General features: G+C 62.8%; 20 protein-coding genes. 14 read left to right on the plus strand and 6 right to left on the minus strand.

Annotated elements, in window-relative coordinates:
* Nucleotides 1–13: 13 nt before the first annotated feature.
* Nucleotides 14–697, plus strand: a complete 684-nt coding sequence (locus tag IVB13_RS33755; protein ID WP_247491543.1) for a GntR family transcriptional regulator — start codon at nt 14–16, stop codon at nt 695–697.
* 99 nt (nt 698–796) lie between these two features.
* On the opposite strand, the gene IVB13_RS33760 is transcribed toward IVB13_RS33755, so the two are convergent.
* From IVB13_RS33760 to IVB13_RS33770, 3 genes are read right to left on the minus strand one after another with little or no spacing between them, the layout of a single operon-like run.
* Complete coding sequence (locus IVB13_RS33760; protein WP_247491545.1) at nt 797–2,026, minus strand: pyridoxal phosphate-dependent aminotransferase; 1,230 nt, start codon at nt 2,024–2,026, stop codon at nt 797–799.
* Between the two features lie 12 nt (nt 2,027–2,038).
* Complete coding sequence (locus IVB13_RS33765) at nt 2,039–3,601, minus strand: aldehyde dehydrogenase family protein (RefSeq protein ID WP_247491556.1); 1,563 nt, start codon at nt 3,599–3,601, stop codon at nt 2,039–2,041.
* A 36-nt stretch (nt 3,602–3,637) separates the two neighbouring features.
* Nucleotides 3,638–5,062, minus strand: coding sequence for a VOC family protein (locus IVB13_RS33770; protein ID WP_247491578.1), 1,425 nt, complete (start codon nt 5,060–5,062; stop codon nt 3,638–3,640).
* Nucleotides 5,063–5,216: 154 nt separating this feature from the next.
* Here IVB13_RS33770 and IVB13_RS33775 point away from each other — a divergent pair, with 154 nt between their 5' ends.
* The 7 genes from IVB13_RS33775 (at nt 5,217) to IVB13_RS33805 (ending at nt 8,565) form a co-directional block, all read left to right on the plus strand.
* Complete coding sequence (locus IVB13_RS33775) at nt 5,217–6,113, plus strand: LysR family transcriptional regulator (RefSeq protein ID WP_247491715.1); 897 nt, start codon at nt 5,217–5,219, stop codon at nt 6,111–6,113.
* Nucleotides 6,114–6,195: 82 nt separating this feature from the next.
* Nucleotides 6,196–6,636: an Lrp/AsnC family transcriptional regulator gene (locus IVB13_RS33780; protein WP_247491580.1), complete on the plus strand. Its 441-nt coding sequence runs from the start codon at nt 6,196–6,198 to the stop codon at nt 6,634–6,636.
* 290 nt (nt 6,637–6,926) lie between these two features.
* The gene (locus IVB13_RS33785) at nt 6,927–7,361 is read left to right on the plus strand and encodes a thiamine pyrophosphate-binding protein (protein WP_247491600.1); all 435 of its coding nucleotides are present in this window, start codon (nt 6,927–6,929) and stop codon (nt 7,359–7,361) included.
* 57 nt (nt 7,362–7,418) lie between these two features.
* Nucleotides 7,419–7,634, plus strand: a complete 216-nt coding sequence (locus IVB13_RS33790; protein WP_247491611.1) for a hypothetical protein — start codon at nt 7,419–7,421, stop codon at nt 7,632–7,634.
* A 141-nt stretch (nt 7,635–7,775) separates the two neighbouring features.
* Complete coding sequence (locus tag IVB13_RS33795; RefSeq protein WP_247491612.1) at nt 7,776–7,979, plus strand: hypothetical protein; 204 nt, start codon at nt 7,776–7,778, stop codon at nt 7,977–7,979.
* On the plus strand, nt 7,976–8,182 hold the full coding sequence (locus IVB13_RS33800; protein ID WP_247491614.1) for a hypothetical protein: 207 nt from the start codon (nt 7,976–7,978) through the stop codon (nt 8,180–8,182). The genes IVB13_RS33795 and IVB13_RS33800 overlap by 4 nt, the downstream gene beginning before the upstream one ends.
* Before the next feature lie 137 nt (nt 8,183–8,319).
* Nucleotides 8,320–8,565 (plus strand): FAD-dependent oxidoreductase, encoded by a 246-nt coding sequence (locus tag IVB13_RS33805; RefSeq protein WP_247491617.1) that lies wholly within the window; start codon nt 8,320–8,322, stop codon nt 8,563–8,565.
* A gap of 662 nt (nt 8,566–9,227) precedes the next feature.
* Here the strand turns inward: IVB13_RS33805 and IVB13_RS33810 are convergent.
* The 3 genes from IVB13_RS33810 to IVB13_RS33820 form a co-directional block, all read right to left on the minus strand.
* Nucleotides 9,228–9,554: a hypothetical protein gene (locus IVB13_RS33810; RefSeq protein ID WP_085352582.1), complete on the minus strand. Its 327-nt coding sequence runs from the start codon at nt 9,552–9,554 to the stop codon at nt 9,228–9,230.
* Nucleotides 9,555–9,774: 220 nt separating this feature from the next.
* Nucleotides 9,775–9,999, minus strand: a complete 225-nt coding sequence (locus IVB13_RS33815; protein WP_026233665.1) for a hypothetical protein — start codon at nt 9,997–9,999, stop codon at nt 9,775–9,777.
* 161 nt (nt 10,000–10,160) lie between these two features.
* Nucleotides 10,161–10,421, minus strand: a complete 261-nt coding sequence (locus tag IVB13_RS33820) for a hypothetical protein (protein WP_018458811.1) — start codon at nt 10,419–10,421, stop codon at nt 10,161–10,163.
* Between the two features lie 177 nt (nt 10,422–10,598).
* Between IVB13_RS33820 and IVB13_RS33825 the strand changes: the two genes are divergently transcribed.
* The 6 genes from IVB13_RS33825 (at nt 10,599) to IVB13_RS33850 (ending at nt 16,027) form a co-directional block, all read left to right on the plus strand.
* Nucleotides 10,599–10,754, plus strand: a complete 156-nt coding sequence (locus IVB13_RS33825; RefSeq protein WP_247491627.1) for a hypothetical protein — start codon at nt 10,599–10,601, stop codon at nt 10,752–10,754.
* Between the two features lie 513 nt (nt 10,755–11,267).
* A complete protein-coding gene (locus IVB13_RS33830; protein ID WP_247491629.1) occupies nt 11,268–12,227 on the plus strand; it encodes an N-carbamoyl-D-amino-acid hydrolase in 960 nt (319 codons plus the stop codon).
* A 1,104-nt stretch (nt 12,228–13,331) separates the two neighbouring features.
* Nucleotides 13,332–13,886: a TetR/AcrR family transcriptional regulator gene (locus IVB13_RS33835; protein WP_247491631.1), complete on the plus strand. Its 555-nt coding sequence runs from the start codon at nt 13,332–13,334 to the stop codon at nt 13,884–13,886.
* A gap of 52 nt (nt 13,887–13,938) precedes the next feature.
* Nucleotides 13,939–15,132, plus strand: a complete 1,194-nt coding sequence (locus tag IVB13_RS33840) for an MFS transporter (RefSeq protein WP_018456177.1) — start codon at nt 13,939–13,941, stop codon at nt 15,130–15,132.
* A 136-nt stretch (nt 15,133–15,268) separates the two neighbouring features.
* Nucleotides 15,269–15,679: a DUF4118 domain-containing protein gene (locus IVB13_RS33845; RefSeq protein ID WP_247491633.1), complete on the plus strand. Its 411-nt coding sequence runs from the start codon at nt 15,269–15,271 to the stop codon at nt 15,677–15,679.
* Between the two features lie 138 nt (nt 15,680–15,817).
* Nucleotides 15,818–16,027 carry a hypothetical protein gene (locus IVB13_RS33850; protein ID WP_085352580.1) on the plus strand — a complete coding sequence of 70 codons (210 nt, stop codon included), beginning with the start codon at nt 15,818–15,820 and terminating at the stop codon, nt 16,025–16,027.
* The last annotated feature ends 187 nt before the right edge of the window (nt 16,028–16,214 follow it).

Here is a 16,214-nt window from a genome sequence, read left to right on the forward strand (position 1 = left end):
AGCCGGAGTGGGAATGGACCAGAACTTACGGGAGCAGGTGCTACAGCAGGTGCGCGCGGAGATCATTTCCGGCCAGAGCATGCCGGGGTCGATGTATTCCGTGCCGACGCTCGCTGCGAGCCTCGGCGTGTCGAGCACGCCAGTCAGGGAAGCGCTTCTCGAACTGGCGCGCAGCGGGTTGATCGAGCCGATGCGCAATCGCGGCTTCAAGGTGGTTGAGCCGACCTTGACCGAACTCCGCAACCTGTTCGATCTGCGCGAGGTGCTGGAGCTTCACGCGGCAGCGATCGTTGCGCGCAAGCCGAAGAAAAATCTCAAGAAGCTTGTACCTTTCGCCGACGAGATCGCACGGGCAGTCAAGGCGGAAGACATCCGGCATTATCTCGAAGCGGATCGAAATTTTCACCAATTGTTGACGGCGGCGGCGGACAATGCTCGACTGACCGACATGGTGATGGGATTGCGCGATCAGATGCGGCTATACGGCATCAAGTCGCGCGCAGGTCTCGCCCGCCAGAACGAATCCGCCGCCGAGCACTACCAGATCATCGAACTCGCGATGGCCGGCGAGGAAGAAGCGCTTACCAATCTTCTCAGGCGCCATATCAGAGCCTGGGAGCCGGTCTTTATTGAGGCACTATCTCGGATGACCAATCCGCGCGAGCCGATCGTCGCAAATCGCGGTCGTGGCCGGTAATTGCCGGGCCCGAATCAAGTCAGGCGTAATGCCTCCACGATTATTGCGTGTCGCGGTGAAGTGTCGCAGTCATGGTCTCTCAACGTCTTCCCTGGGCGTTCACGAGAGTCGCGCATTTGCACGTGCGATGCGCTGGCACGCGTCCTCGAGCTCGACAGCGGAGGTCGCGTAGGAAATCCTGAAATACGGCGCAAGCCCGAAAGCCGAACCAGGGATGACGGCAACGCCAACGGCGCGAAGAAGATATTCCGCGAAGTCCGTGTCGCTTTGCAGCGTTCGGCCGTCAGGCGTGATCTTGCCGATCAGGCCGGCGCAGCTCGCAAACGCGTAAAATGCGCCTTCGGGCAAGCGGCAACTGATGCCGTCAATCGCGTTCAACGCGCCGACGACAAGATCGCGCCGCTGTTGAAATGACCGGCAGCGGTCCCGGACGAAATCCTGCGGACCGTTCAGTGCCTCGATGGCCGCAGCCTGGCTGACCGATGACGGGCAGGAGGTCGATTGGCTCTGGACGGCAGCCATCGCACGGATCAGAGCGCTTGGCCCAGCCCCGTAGCCGATGCGCCAGCCGGTCATCGCGTAGGCTTTCGAGACGCCATTGACGGTCAGTGTCCGGCTGCGGAGAGCCGGTTCGATCGCCGCCGGCGTGACGAAACGAAAATCGCCGTAGATGATATGCTCATAGATGTCGTCGACCATCAGCCAGACATGCGGATGCCTGATAAGCACGTCGAGGATCGGCCGATAATCGCTTTCCGAATAAGCCGCGCCGGATGGATTGGATGGCGAGTTCAGCATCAGCCATCGCGTGCGAGACGTGATCGCGCGTTCAAGGGCGTCACCTTGAAGCCGAAAGCCATTGGCCTCGGAACATGGCACCAGCACCGGCATGCCGCCGGCGATCGCGACGATGTCGGCGTAAGTTACCCAGAACGGCGTCGGGATGATGACCTCGTCGCCGGGGTTGATGGTGGCCATCATGGCGTTGAACAGCACCTGCTTGGCGCCGGCCGATACCGCGATCTCGTCCTGCGCGAACTCGAGCTCGTTATCGCGCTTGAACTTTGCGCGAATGGCGGCCTTGAGCTCGGGCGAGCCGTCGAGAGCGGTGTATTTGGTGGCGCCGGCGTGCATGGCGCGATCGGCGGCATCCTTGATCGACTCCGGCGTATCGAAGTCGGGTTCGCCGGCGCCCAGGATGATGATGTCCTGGCCGTGGCGCTTCATCTCGGCAGCGAGCCCGCTGATCTTCAGAATCTCCGACACGCCAATCGCCGAGAGGCGGTCCGCCGGCCGAAACAGCGACGACGTGAGTATGGGAGCGTTCATGCGTGTTCTCCCTCAGGTCACGTCAAACCTGACGCCCTGGGCGAGCGGCAAAGTCCGGCCGTAGTTGATGGTGTTGGTGGCGCGCCGCATATAGGCTTTCCACGCGTCCGAACCCGACTCGCGCCCGCCGCCGGTCTCTTTTTCGCCACCGAAAGCGCCGCCGATCTCGGCTCCCGACGGGCCGATATTGACGTTGGCGATGCCGCAATCCGAGCCCCGCGCCGACAGGAAGGCTTCCGCCTCGCGCAAATCGTTGGTGAAGACCGAGGACGAGAGGCCTTGCGGAACTGCGTTGTGCAGGCCGAGCACCGCGTCGAAGTCACGATATTTGATGACGTAGAGGATGGGCGCGAAGGTCTCATGCTCGACCGGTCCGATCTGATCTGCGATCTCGACCAGCGCCGGCCGAACGTAGTAGGCCTGATCGGCCCCATCGAACACAACGCGATCACCGCCGAGCACCGAGCCGCTGGCCGCGCGAGCTTCACTGAGGGCCCTCTGCATGGCCGAATAGGCCGTGCCATCGATCAGCGGACCAACCAGATTGCCGTCCTCGAGCGGATTGCCAACCGCCACGCTTTGATACGCCCGCTTCAGGCGCGGAACGAATGCATCGTAGACGCTCTCATGGACGAAGAGACGGCGCAGTGTCGTGCAGCGTTGCCCGGCCGTGCCCATGGCCGCGAACGCGACACCACGCAATGTCAGGTCGAGGTCGGCGGTCGGCGTGACAATGGCAGCGTTGTTGCCGCCGAGCTCCAGGATCGCGCGGGCAAAACGCCGGGCAAGCCGCGGCCCGACGGCACGGCCCATGGCCGTCGATCCGGTCGCTGAAACCAAGGGCACCTTGGCATGGTCGGCGAGGATTTCGCCGATGGCCCGGCCGCCAAACAGCACGATTGAAAGCGCGCCCGGAGCATCACCGCCCTCCAGCCTAAAGCGCGCCAGGGCGCGCGCGAACAGCGCTTCGGTCGCAAGCGCAGTCAGCGGCGTTTTCTCGGACGGCTTCCAAACGATGCTGTTGCCGCAGATCAGGGCAAGTGCGGCATTCCATGACCACACCGCGACTGGAAAATTGAATGCCGAGATGATCCCGGTGACGCCGAGCGGATGCCACGTCTCCATCATCCGGTGCTCGCTGCGCTCGGTTGTGATAGTCAGGCCATAAAGTTGACGAGACAGGCCCACGGCGAAGTCGCAGATGTCAATCATCTCCTGGACCTCGCCGAGGCCCTCCGAAATGATCTTGCCGACCTCGATCGAGACAAGTCTGCCCAGCGCCTCCTTGTTGGCGCGCAGTTCTTCGCCAAGAAGGCGTACGAGTTCGCCGCGTTTCGGGGCAGGGATCAGGCGCCATTCGAGGAATGCCGCATGGGCTTTGGCGATTGCGGCCTGCGTCTCATCGGCGGCGATCTCGTGCACATGGGCGGTGACCTCCCCTGTGATCGGCGACCGCGCGGCAAGCGTGCCGCCGACATAACGGCTTCGCGCCACGCCCAGCTTGCTCAGGAGTGCATCTACCTCGTCTGCCAGGGGCATGATGGTGCGCGATGGGGCGTTGGATGTGACGGTCATGACAAGGTCTCTCGGACGGTTGGATGTTGATTCAATTTACGCCGCCGCTCCGATCAGGCGATTTCCCTGCGTGTGGCATGCGGCGAAACCGAGTTGGTTCATTGCTTGCTCCACGGAATCCTTTTCGGTCTTCGCGTAGAGCGTCATTTCGTCGTGAACCTCGGCACCAAGGGCGGCCTCGAACGCAGCCCGGTTCGAACGTGCGGCGTAGCTCTGCTGCGCATCGGAGCCGAGATTCGACTGGAAGATTCCTGCCGCGCTGACAGGAAGGAAATCCTCGTAGACGATTGGATCGTAGCGCAAAAGGCCTTCGGCGACCAAATCGTCAAGGGTCGAGGGCAGAGCCCGCTGCTTGCCTGCCTCGACGCCTGTCGGCGTCGCCGAATAGCGGAAGAAAGCGAGGCCCTGCGAACGCAGCGCCGCCCAATCGTCCGGGAAAGCCGTGAACGTCCCGGCGAGTCCGGCGTCGTAGTCGCCCGTGGTCGACCCCGCCGCCCTGGCCTGACGCACCGAGGCAAGCAATGCGTCGTAGAGCTCGCGGCCTTTCGGCGTGAGCGCAACGCCGCGCTGCTCGATCTCGCCGAAGCGTGCGGTATGCATTCCCTGAGCGCTTTTGCCGTCTGTCTGCCAAAAGATGATCGGCTCTTCCAGCGCCTTGAAGCTGGTTTGACGCAACAGGATCGCGCAGTTGCGGCGCGGCGGACCTTCGATAACGGCCTTTGGCACTATGCCGCGTCGTGGCATTCCGGCCTGGACGGCGTCGATGTCAAGCGTGCGCGGCGTCAGATGATTGATGTGAGGGCCTTTGAAGCTCACCACATCAGCTATCAATCGATGAGCGTCATGCAGCTTTCGATAGACATCGAGGCTCACGGTCGCTTCGCTGTGCCAGCGGAAAGTTTGCAAGGCTTCGCAGACGAACTCCTCGGCTTGCGGGCGGGTCAGGCGACCGTCGGCCTCGAAAATGTTGACCAATTCAAGCGCCCGTGGCGTGAAAATCCGGCGCTCGGCAAGGATTTGTTCAGCCTGCCTGCGAAGCGCCTCGTCCTCGATAAGCTCGACACGCAACAGTGAGGTGAAAACTCGAAACGGATTGCGGCGGAGTGCTGCATCTGCGATGGGCCGAAAGGCGGTCGAGTGGACCGGGACACCTGCGACCGACAGATCATAATAGCCGACCGGATGCATGCCCATCACGGAGAAGACACGGCGGATATTGAACAGCTCTTCGGGCCGCCCCAAGCGGATAGCGCCGTGACGCTCGACGTTCAACCGATCGAGTTCGTGGTTTCGTGCGAGGGTCGCGCAAAGGTCACTGTGCCGCTGCAAGATATCGCGATTGACGTCACTGACGAGCTCCATGAGCGTTCCGTATTGCGGCACTTCGGCTCGGTACATTTCCGACATGGCGCGGGAAAACAGACTGCGGATTTCGTTGGGATCCGCATGCAGCGCTGTCATCAGTATCTCCATTGCCACAGAAACAAGCTTGCGCCGGCGTGCCTGGTCTGATGGCACGTCCATGCGATTTGGTTATGATCGTCGAAATTAGACTTGCGGAACGAGCCGATTCAATCAATGTTTTCTCAATAGGTCATTCTGAATTGGAATGAGCATGCAAACGCCTCGTCGCTTCCTTCCCTCCACTGCCGTGCTGGCGGCGTTCGAGTCCGCCGCTCGGACCGGCAGCATGACCTTGGCAGCGCGTGAGCTCAGCCTGACCCAAAGTGCTGTCAGCCGTCAGATCAAGATTCTAGAGAAACAGCTCGACGTCGAACTCTTTGTTCGCGAGCGTCAGACCATTCGGCTGACTGCCGTCGGCGACGCCTATGCGCGCGAGGTCCGCGAAGCGCTGCACAAGATCAGCACCGCCTCCTTTAATCTTCACGCGAATCCGAGCGGGGGCATGCTCAATCTCGCCATCCTGCCGACGTTCGGCACGCGTTGGCTCGCGCCGCGCCTGCCCCGGTTCCTGTCGGCAAATCCCGGGATCACGATCAATCTTGCGACGCGCTTGTCCTACTTCGATTTCCGTGCGGAAGCACTGGATGCGGCGATTCATTTCGGTCAGCCGGAGTGGCCAGGTGCGGAGATGGTGCTGTTGCGATCCGAGGAAGTGGTTCCTGCCTGTAGCCCCGCAGTTAAACGGCAACACGGCTTCCGTGTTGCGGGCGACTTCAAGCGGGCTCCGCTGCTCAGCATCTCCACCCGCCCTCAGGCCTGGGATCGGTGGTTTTCGCTTCACGATGTGCCTGGCAGAATATTTCAGGGGATGGTGTTCGACCAGTTCGCGACTGTGGCCCAAGCCGCGATTGCCGGCGTCGGTGTGGCGCTGCTCCCGACGTTCCTGATCAAGGACGAACTGGCGAGCCGCAAGCTTGTGCGCGCGATCAATCTGCCGATGGAGAGTCCCGAGCGATACTACCTCGTCTGGCCCTCCGAACGCGCGACGTATCCGCCGCTTCTGGCTTTCCGTGAGTGGCTGGTGGCGGAGACCGCACCCGACCGGTGAGGGGATACGCAGGACTCGGGTCGGCAAAGTGCAATAATTTCCCGTCGTTTTGTCGAAAAATAATCAATCCGAAGGGGTAAAAATGGCCCGCCCAGCGGACGCCAGGAAGGACCAGGATCTCATCAACGTCCTGATTGCGAACGCGCGGACCTCTGTCGCCGATATCGCCAAGACGCTTGGCGTGTCCCGCGCAACCGCGCAGGGGCGAATGGCAAGGCTGGAGAAACAGGGAACGATCGCCGGCTATACCGCCATTCTAGGCAAGGGAGATCATGTTACGGCGATCTCGGCGATTATCCTGATCGAGCTTGAAGTCAGGCGGCAGGGCAATGTCATTGCAGCGTTGCGCAAGCGAGCCGAAGTGATCAATTGCTATACGTTGAGCGGCCCGTTTGATCTCTTTGTGAAGATCAATTGCGCGACCTCAGTTCATCTCGACGAAGTTATCGATTGGATCGCCGAGATGGATGGCGTCAGGCGCACCACATCTTCCGTTCTGCTCGCCCGAAAATTCGAGAGGTGAGCAGAAGCTAGGCGAAAGCCTGCATCCGATACGATCGGCGCGCCACATTCATGTGCAAAATTGCTCATTTCCCATCGGAGCGAAGTGTAAGCCAGCGGAATGTAACAATATCATTCCTAAAGCCGGCGGTTTGGATATTTATGCCGCGCCTATGCTCCTGGATAAGAAAAACAAGATCAAGGAGCATTCGGAATGAATGGTGCAACTGCTCTCGTGAGCATGCTGTCTGGATACGGCGTTGATGTCATTTTCGGTGTTCCCGGGACACGAATGTCGCGCTCTACGAGGCATTGAGAACGGTCAAGGACGCCCCGCGTCATATCCTGTGTCAGGATGAACGCTCAGCAGTGTTTATGGCGGACTGCTACGCACGTCTTTCGGGCAAGCCCGCGGTCGCGGAGGTGCCGAGTGGTGCCGGCGCGCTCTATGGTTTGCCGGGCGCCGCCGAAGCCAACAAGTCCTCGGTGCCATTGATCCTCCTCGTCAACGACATCCCGCAGCCAGGTGTCGGACGCGGCACCTTGACCGAATTGCCTGTCGAGGAGCTTTTCAAGCCTGTCGGCAAGCGCGCTGAGACGTTGGGTCACGTCGGGAAGATGCCCGAGATCCTACGTCGTGCCTTCAGCGAGGCGACCGGCGGTCGTCCGGGTGCCGTCGTGCTCGCGCTGCCCGAGGACCTTCTCTACCAGGACATGCCGGGAGAGGCGGTGTCGCTGTATATCTAGCCGCAGCGCCGACAGGCGCCATCCTATCGGAACACGCCGCCGGATTGCGATGTGAATGTGGCAATCGACGCCATTCTCGCCGCTGAGCGCCCCTTGATCGTCGCCGGCGGTGGTGCCAATCGGTCCGGCGCGGCAGCTTCCATCACCGCGCTTGCTGAACGGCTCGACATTCCCGTCGTCACCACGATCACCGGGCAAGGAGTCATTCGCGATGACCACAAGCTCGGCATCGGCATCATTGGCGACAACGGCTTCCATCCGCACGCGGTGTGAGCGCTCGGACGCGCTGACCTTGTGATCTATTTGGCTGTCGCATGGGTTCGGTCGCCACCATGAACTGGCAATGGCCGGTCCCGAACGGAGAGACAAGCATCATTCAGGTCCATCTCGAACCCGAAGTCATCGGCAACACCTATGCCATTGATTTTCCGCAAGTGGGTGATGTCCGCGCATGCAATCGGCAAACCGGACTACATCCGCCGCACGGGTCTGCTTTCTGCCCATCCCGATCGGAGAGCTTTCTGTGATGACGCGCTTGCTTGGCGGATTCGCAAGGAGAACGGGTTGCGATGGGCCGAACTGGACGCCGGCGAGCTGCGTCGCCGTGAGCCGAATTGAGCCCGGGCTATCGCTTCGGCGCTTTCGTCGAGGAGGGAGCCTATTGTACCGACCCCGACGCCTATGTGGCGGCGATCGTGGACACCGCGCGCACGCGAGGCGCGGTCCTTCGTCAGGCGCGCGCAACGGGCTTTGCCGTGACGAATGGTCGTCTTGAAGCGGTGACAACCATCAGGGCCGGATCGATTGCGATCGCGCGGTGATCTGCGGGTATTTGGTCCAAGGCGCTGAGTGAGGCCGCGGGTGATCGGGTTTTTCTTGCAAGCGGGCGCGGCTATCACGGCGCATTGAACCTCCTGCGGCCGGCCCGCGGCTTCCGATCATGCCGAGCGATGGAAGAATGGCCAACACGCCGACGCCGGCCGGCCTGCGGCTCTCCGGACAGGTTGAGCTTGCGCACGTCGACGCCGAGCCGGACTGGGCCCGCGTCGAGATTCTTGTTCGGCATGCGCTGACGACCTACCCGGGTCCTGGAGCACGCGCGGGCCTGACGGTTGATCGCTGGATGGGCCATCGGCCTTCGACGCCTGACGGACGCCCCGTCATCGGCATAGCCTCGGCCTCGCCGGATATCCGCCAGGACTAAGGCCCGCGATAGGTGAGCGGTCTGTCACGGCTAGACGGAGTGCGTGCCCGCGAAGCGGACCACGCTCTATGCGCTGCGCTTAGCGAGCCAATTTGTCTTGATCCTTCGCGCAAGGGCGATTGGCTCCTCGCCGGGGGCCCTTAGGGCCTCGACTTCGACGATCGCTATCACTGCCCTGTCCCGGGTCCCGCTGTTGGCTGTTCATTTGGAAACTAGGGATTTGGAAAGGCGCCGCGTTGCCGGCGGCCAGGACCTAGTCTCAGCCCGCATCCAACTATCTCAGATCTCCCGCAGCCCTGTTCTCGTCCAGGACGCCGCAACGAAATCGCAACGAATTGGGTGAAACGACCGTGAACAAAACGAGACGGAAACACCTGTCGCAGCGAGAAGGATCAATCACTTAGAAGATGCTCACTGCGTTCGGGACGCAGGGGTCGCAGGTTCGAATCCTGCCACTCCGACCATTCTTCCAAAAGTCGACGTTTTTCTAGAGGCTCGTTCCCAAGCTTGGCGGACCAGCCGCCGGCGCCCGGGAGCGTCTTCTTGCAACGATTTTCAGGGCGGGTCCACGGCCGATTTGGCCGGACAGGGCGGTCTGTCGCGGTGGCATGGCTCGGCATTGCCTGTTTCGATAACTCGGCGTTGCAAGCTAGGTCAGAGGACTACCGCCTCGCCACCAGCACGCCGACCATAAACGCAATCATCAGCGCCGGCAGCGGCGCCTCACGCACCATGCCGCGAACGACGTGGGTCCAGTGCTGCTCCGGGACGAGGTTCGGAGACCTGATCTCCGGCGTTGGCGTGATGCCCCATTCGGAGGCGAGTTCGGCAATCTCGCTTGAGGCAAGCCGGACGCCGTCGCGGACGCGGAAGATGGCGGCATCCGCGCGCTCGCGCGGCGCAAGCAACATCATCGTCGTGACGGCCGTACGCAGGGTCATCTCGCCGTAGCCTTGCAGCCTGACCGATTCCTCGGGGTCGGACGTCATCGAAAATACCTCACAGCGCCAAATGCCTTACAAAGCGAAGTGGCGCGCGATGGTGAATGCCATCGTCGCGCACAGGACCAGCGTGGATACCGCGCCGGCCACGCCGCGCGCGAGATCGGCCCGCGTCAGGTGCCTGGTCATGATTTTGCTCCATGCTCGGCATGGCAATGGCGGGGAGGCGGCGTTGGTTCCTGCGCGACGGGCGAATCGCGAACGCCGGCTATTTCCGCAGGAGCTCGCTCAGCGCCGCCGTCGCCTCGGCGCAGCGGATGTCGTCGATCTCGCGCGACAGGCTGAGCGCAGTCGATCTGAGCTCTTCGACCTTCCAGCTCTCGGGGTGCTGAGTCTCGAGTTGACCGAGCCGCTTGTTCAGATCGTCCAATCTGGTTTGCAACTGTTCGACGCTGGCGGCCCCATTCACCACCCAGACTCTTTGCGCACGCATCGTCGTTCCCCTGCTCGTCTCACGGCGTTGTGAGAGGGGTTCGTGGCCGCAATGGGAGTTTCTTTTGTCCGGCTTCAGACGGACGGGAACCGTTGCAGATCGGCAACGGGAGTTCCTTCGCGTTAACCTGGGTGCGACGGGAGCCAATCGCCGTCGCCGCATCAGGCCGCGCGCGGCCGCTCCGTCGATCGCTTTTCGAGGCGGCTTTCGAGAATCGCGATGCTCACCCGGATATTGTCGCGCCGGGCCCGCAGGTTCTGCGCTAGCATGGGGTAGGCGAGGTTTTGGGGATCGGAGATTCCGGCCTTCCGTTCTTCCTCCAGAATGTCGGCGTCGATCATTTGCAAGCGCCAACGCAGATCGGAGATCAATGCGTGGAGCTGTGTCGGCATGGTCGCTTCGAAACGGGACGTCGGGTGCATGATCGCCTCACGATGAGACAGACCCACTGCGGGTCTGAGGGATTTGATTCCCGTGCAGCAAGCGGAATGCCAGTGGGCGGCTGAGCGTCTCCCGCGATTGCTCGACAGCGCACCGGAACGATTGCCACTCTTTCCCGTTGCTGCAGGGGCCTCGACAACGAGGCGATCGAGGGACCCATGCCGCTCATCCGCTATTTCGTCTTCACCGGCGGCGCTCTGCTCGCCCTCCTTTTCCTCGCCGACCGGTACATGACCGCCCCCGTGAGCGCCGCCGCGCCGGCCGAGGCCAGATCGGTCGATTGTGCGCGTTCATTCCGCGCAAACCTGGCCTGAGAAGATCGTCCTCGACACCAGCGTACGGCAAATATCGCTGTCCAAAGCCGAGTCGGTTCCGCCGACTCCCGCGCCTGCCGTCGCCGACGCGCTGCCCACGCAGGAGAGGCCCCGCCAAGCTTTTGCAATGGTGGCGCAGCCTGATGCGACGCCGAAGCAAGCAGCTCGGACCGTTTCGAACAAGCGCAGTGCGGAGAGGCACCGTCGACGCCAGCCCTCGCGCATGGCGGCGCGCGATCAGACGATGTTCTTCAACGAACCTGCATCGGCGGGTTGGTAAGTCGCGCTCCGTGAGATGCATCTTCCCCCCGGTAGGCGTGTAGCTGCCCATGCTCGATCGCCTGAGCAGCACGAGCGGGGGTTTGCGAGATTATCTGTTCTCGGTACTTTCCACGTGACGGTCGGGCTGCCTCTCGGTTGGGCACCGTGCCGGACAGCGAGGCTGTGCGCGCGGCGCATCGCGCGATAGTCTCTGCCGCGACCTGACCCGGGAAGCGGACGAGGGAAAGATTCGTGACGAGATTTGTGACGATCGCAGCCGGCCAGCTTGGCCCTGTCGCGCGGACCGAGACGAGAACCGCGGTCGTGGCGCGCCTGATGGCCTTGATGCGCCAGGCGAAGGCCAACGGCTGCGACCTGATCGTCTATCCCGAGCTCGCGCTGACCGCGTTCTTTCCGCGCTGGTATTTCGAGGATCAGGCTGAGATCGACAGCTTCTTTGAGCGCGAGATGCCGGGGCCGGAGACAAGAGGCCTGTTCGATCTCGCGCGCGAGATCGGCATCGGATTTTATCTTGGCTATGCCGAGCTGACGGTCGAGGCCGGAATTGTCAGGCGCTACAATACCTCGATCCTGGTCGAGAAGAGCGGCGCCATCGTCGCGAGATATCGCAAGGTTCATCTGCCCGGGCATGCCGAGCATGAGCCGTGGCGCGAATTCCAGCATCTGGAAAAGCGCTATTTCGATCCAGGCGATGGCTTTGGCGTGACCGAGGCCTTTGGCGGCGTGATGGGGATGGCGATCTGCAATGACCGCCGCTGGAGCGAGACCTACCGGGTGATGGGCCTGCAGGGCGTCGAGATGGTGATGATCGGCTACAACACGCCGGTGCACAATCCGCCCGCACCCGAGCATGACGATCTCTCGCTGTTCCACAATCATCTGGTGATGCAGGCCGGCGCCTACCAGAACGGCACCTTCGTGGTCGGCGTCGCCAAAGCGGGTGTCGAGGAGGGCGTCGACCACATCGGCGGAAGCTGCGTCATCGCGCCCTCCGGCGAGATCATCGCGCGATGCACGACCAAGGGGGACGAGATCGCGCTCGCCCGTTGCGATCTCGATCTCTGCAACTCCTACAAGCGCACCACTTTCAATTTCGACGTTCACCGTCAGCCGCACGCCTACGGGATGATTGTCGAACGGAAGGGAGTGACACTCATGGCCGACGGAACGCCGGTGCGAACGAAGCGGTGAGCTCTCGTAGCCCGGGTGAGCGCAGCGACACCCGGGACCGCTGTCGCTTGTGGCAAGACCCCGGATGTCGCTTCGCTCATCCGGGCTACGGGACCTTGCTGTGTCGCCCCCGTGTCAATCCGCTCTCACAAAAATATTCCGCTTTACCGAAATTCGGAAACGGCGTATGTGTCGTCCATCCCGGCTCATCCTTGAGGGGCGATCTTGTGGTCGTCATGTTCGCGAGCCGGGCTTGCGGTGGACGCGGCAGCGTTCGGGTGCGAGAGGCCAAGGGCAGGGCGGATTGCTCTCCGTGAGCCCAAGGCTGCGTGCCGACGAGCGGCGCTGCTAGGCTTCGTCTCGTCTGTAAGTTTCCGGCTCCGTCGACAGGGCTGGGAAAACTGCGGCGAAATGGCGAGCGCGTACGGCAAAACCGTGTGGTCCTGGCCGTCGTTGCTACGGTCAAGCTCTTGCGGATGCGGCATCTGCGTCAACCGGCGCGGTGCCGGTGACTTCTGCGAGGACGAGGGAGGCCAAAGAGAACTCGGCTCCCGGGAGAGCACGGCATAAGCCGTCCAACCATCGCGCAGGGAAGGCCGAGTGATTGGCTACACCTGTATGCTGCTGTGCGGTTCTCTCTGCGTGTGCTTTTCGCGCAGCGGACCGCGGGTGCCAGCCGGCACCCGGCCTTCCCTGCGCCCTCTTGGACAAGAGGGTGAAGCGACGAAGCAAAGCTCGGGCGGAATCAGCCGCGAGGATGAGAAGGCATGTCTGCAAGTTGAAATGTGCGCAGGACCGCGATGTGGCCTGCGCCGTGGCGATGCCCGGCAGTCAGGCATAACAACCTCAAATGTCGTCGTGGCGAAGGCCAGGACGCATACCGCGAGGTCTATCGATTTAAGGCGATATCAATCCCACCGAACGAATGTCCGCCCAACCCCTTCCCTGGGATAATGGGTCCTGGCCTTGGCCAGGGGCGACGCCGGAGTTAGTGGCCCTACCGCCCCAATCACAACCAAGTGTCTTTGTTTGGAAACAAACATTCCCTATTATCGTGCAATGCAAAAAGCGGCCCGCAAATCCCCGCCCATTGGCCGTCCGCCTGGCCGTCCGCGGGAGTTCGACATGGACACCGCGCTCGACAGGGCCGTCCGCGTGTTTTCCGAGCGCGGTTATCATGCCACCTCGATCGGCGATCTCACCGCGGCGATGCGGCTGGCGACCGGCAGCGTCTACAAGGCGTTTCGCGACAAGCATGCGGTGTTTCTCGCCGCCTTCGAGCGCTACGCCGCGCTGCGCCAGGAGCAGACGCGCAGCGCGGCGGCAAAAGGCGACAATGGCCGCGAGCGGCTGCGCAACATGCTGCTGTCGTATGTAGAGCATTCCCAGGGCAGCGAGGGGCGGCGCGGCTGCCTCGTGGTCGGCAGCGCGGTCGAATTGTCCGCGGTCGATCCGGTGGTCGCCGCCCTCGTCAGCGCGCGGCTCGAGACCAACGAAGGCTTCATCGCCGGCCTCATTCGCGAGGGGCAGGCCGACGGCTCGATTCCCCGCCATGTCGCCGCCGCCGACACCGCGCGCCTGATGATCTGCATCACGCAAGGCCTGCGCGTGGTCGGCAAGGCGGGCCTTTCGCTCGACGGCAAGCGCCTGGTCGCCGTCGCGATTAAGCTGCTCGCCTGAATTTTTTGTCATATTAGGAAACGACCGTTTCCGATATCTGGAGAGCCTGTGAATGACGATGAATGCCACGATCGAGACCGCGCCGGATCCGGATGCGGTGTCGCAGCGACTGACCTTCGTGCTTGCCGCGGCCTGTGGCATGGTCGCCGCCAACATCTATTACGCCCAGCCGCTGATCGCCCCGATCAGCGCCGCGCTCGGCCTGTCGCATGAAGCGGCGGGACTGATCGTCACCATGACGCAGATCGGCTACGGCGTGGGGCTTCTCTTCATCGTCCCGCTCGGCGACCTCGTCGAGAACCGTACCCTGATTTGCTCCGTCATCACGCTCGGCGCGGCAGCCCTGCTCGCCGCGGGGTTCGCGTCCCACGCGCTGCCCTTCCTGATCGCCGCGTTGTTCATCGGACTCGGCTCGGTCGCGGTGCAGATCATCATTCCCTATGCGGCGCATCTTGCGCCGGCAGCCATTCGCGGCCGCGTCGTCGGCAACGTCTCGACCGGCCTGATGCTCGGCATCATGCTGGCGCGGCCGGTGTCGAGTTTCGTCACGGCGATGCTGTCGTGGCATGCAGTGTTCTTCTGCTCGGCCGCGTTGATGATCGTGCTCGCAGCGGTACTCTGGATGACGCTGCCGAAGCGCAGGCCGGTCGCGCGGATGCATTACGGCGAGTTGCTGCTGTCGATGCTCCATCTGGTGCGGACCACGCCGCTGCTGCGCCGCCGCGCGCTGTACCAGGCCAGCCTGTTCGGCGCCTTCAGCCTGTTCTGGACCGTGACGCCGCTGCTGCTCGCGAGCGAATTCGGCTTCACCCAGCGCGGCATCGCGCTGTTCGCGCTTGCCGGTGTCGCCGGCGTGTTCGCAGCCCCGATCGCGGGACGGCTTGCCGATCGCGGCCATAGCCGCATGGCCACGCTGGTCGCGCTGCTACTCGCGGCCGTAGGATTCCTGATTACGCATGTCGGCGCGCCCGGATCGGTGCTGAACCTCGCCTGCCTGGTCGTGGCTGCGATCGCGATCGACATCGGCGTGCAGGGCAACGTCGTGCTCGGCTTCCGCGCGATCTTCGCGCTGGGGCATGAGCACCGCAGCCGCCTCAACGGTCTCTACATGGCGACCTTCTTCACCGCGGGCGCGGCGGGCTCGGCGGTCGGCGCGTGGGCGTTTGCACAAGGCGGCTGGACGCTCGCATCGGCCTTTGGCCTCGCGCTGCCCGTCGCAGGCCTGGTCTATGCGGCCACCGAGTAGGGGCTGGTTGCTCCAATTAGCGATCCGGCCCGTTTACCAAGGCCGCCGGGTCGGCAATTTCCACCTCGCAGTTTCCCTGCCGCTGTAGTACTTTGGTCGCAAGCGAGCCTGGTTAACGGGCGGCAGGGGGAGGCTGATGAGGCGTGCGGGGCTGGTTGGCGTACCGCGGGTACGACCATGGTCGTGGCAGGCGTTTCTGCTTGGATTCATCGTTGTCGCAATGTCGGCTGCGCTCCAGGGCGGCTGTGTCGCGCTCGGCGCAAAACTCTATTTCGCGGCGTTCCTGCCCAGCCTGTTCGTGCTCGGCATTATTGCGGGCGCACCGGCGGCGGCGTTCGCCTCACTACTCACCATTCCGCTGGTATGGTGGGCATTCATGCCGCCCTTCTTCGAGTTCAATTCGCTGACCAGCGCGCATGCCGATTCCATCAAGCTGTTCTGCCTGCTCGCCGTGCTGGTGATCGGCCTTGCCGATCTCTGCCGCGAGATCATCAGCCGCGGTGGGTTGAAGCCGCGGGGCGAGAGCGCGGCGACGAATTCGCAATAGATCGGCCTTGTGCGGCCGCGCACGTTGCGCGCGGGCAACAGTCCGGAAACCATTCGCACGCTTGCTGTGCGGCGCTAACTTTTCGAAAAAGATTTGGCCGCAATTTCTCCCTCGGGAATGACGAGGGAGTTTTCGGACATGAACGGCCAAATTACCGGTCACGCCATCTTGGAGAACGTGCGCCGCTACCGCGGTATCGCATCGCTCTATCGCCAGACCGCTGCATTCCGCCCGGACCAGAGCTGGTCGCTGCTCGAGCAGGCGAAGGATTGGGAAGCGCGGGCGCTGCTGGAGCTGGAAGCCTATTTCGCCGCGCAGATGGACTACGCCGCTACACGCGCGGCCTGATCGTTAACCATCGGCGCGGCCTTGCGCAGGCCCGCCGAAGGGCCGGTCGTCGGGTCGTGCACGGAAAACACAGGGCGATTACGGAGTTATCTCGACGCCCGTCTGTGCTAGCAACGTCCCGACCGAGACATCCCAATTCGGCCGGGGCAAGCGATGACCACCTTCAACCGCATCTTCACGACCGAGC

The sequence above is a fragment of the Bradyrhizobium sp. 17 genome (genome assembly GCF_023073515.1).
Classification (GTDB): domain Bacteria; phylum Pseudomonadota; class Alphaproteobacteria; order Rhizobiales; family Xanthobacteraceae; genus Bradyrhizobium; species Bradyrhizobium canariense_D.

Coding starts and splice junctions, on each gene's coding strand:
- IVB13_RS33795 (WP_247491612.1), top strand. CDS start 7,776: ATGCCATTGATTTTCCGCAAGTGGGTGATGTCCGCGCATGCAATCGGC.
- IVB13_RS33765 (WP_247491556.1), bottom strand. CDS start 3,601: ATGACCGTCACATCCAACGCCCCATCGCGCACCATCATGCCCCTGGCA.
- IVB13_RS33850 (WP_085352580.1), top strand. CDS start 15,818: ATGAACGGCCAAATTACCGGTCACGCCATCTTGGAGAACGTGCGCCGC.
- IVB13_RS33835 (WP_247491631.1), top strand. CDS start 13,332: ATGGACACCGCGCTCGACAGGGCCGTCCGCGTGTTTTCCGAGCGCGGT.
- IVB13_RS33755 (WP_247491543.1), top strand. CDS start 14: ATGGACCAGAACTTACGGGAGCAGGTGCTACAGCAGGTGCGCGCGGAG.
- IVB13_RS33770 (WP_247491578.1), bottom strand. CDS start 5,062: ATGACAGCGCTGCATGCGGATCCCAACGAAATCCGCAGTCTGTTTTCC.
- IVB13_RS33810 (WP_085352582.1), bottom strand. CDS start 9,554: ATGACGTCCGACCCCGAGGAATCGGTCAGGCTGCAAGGCTACGGCGAG.
- IVB13_RS33780 (WP_247491580.1), top strand. CDS start 6,196: ATGGCCCGCCCAGCGGACGCCAGGAAGGACCAGGATCTCATCAACGTC.
- IVB13_RS33815 (WP_026233665.1), bottom strand. CDS start 9,999: ATGCGTGCGCAAAGAGTCTGGGTGGTGAATGGGGCCGCCAGCGTCGAA.
- IVB13_RS33775 (WP_247491715.1), top strand. CDS start 5,217: ATGCAAACGCCTCGTCGCTTCCTTCCCTCCACTGCCGTGCTGGCGGCG.
- IVB13_RS33760 (WP_247491545.1), bottom strand. CDS start 2,026: ATGAACGCTCCCATACTCACGTCGTCGCTGTTTCGGCCGGCGGACCGC.
- IVB13_RS33840 (WP_018456177.1), top strand. CDS start 13,939: ATGACGATGAATGCCACGATCGAGACCGCGCCGGATCCGGATGCGGTG.
- IVB13_RS33845 (WP_247491633.1), top strand. CDS start 15,269: ATGAGGCGTGCGGGGCTGGTTGGCGTACCGCGGGTACGACCATGGTCG.
- IVB13_RS33805 (WP_247491617.1), top strand. CDS start 8,320: ATGGCCAACACGCCGACGCCGGCCGGCCTGCGGCTCTCCGGACAGGTT.
- IVB13_RS33820 (WP_018458811.1), bottom strand. CDS start 10,421: ATGCACCCGACGTCCCGTTTCGAAGCGACCATGCCGACACAGCTCCAC.
- IVB13_RS33825 (WP_247491627.1), top strand. CDS start 10,599: ATGCCGCTCATCCGCTATTTCGTCTTCACCGGCGGCGCTCTGCTCGCC.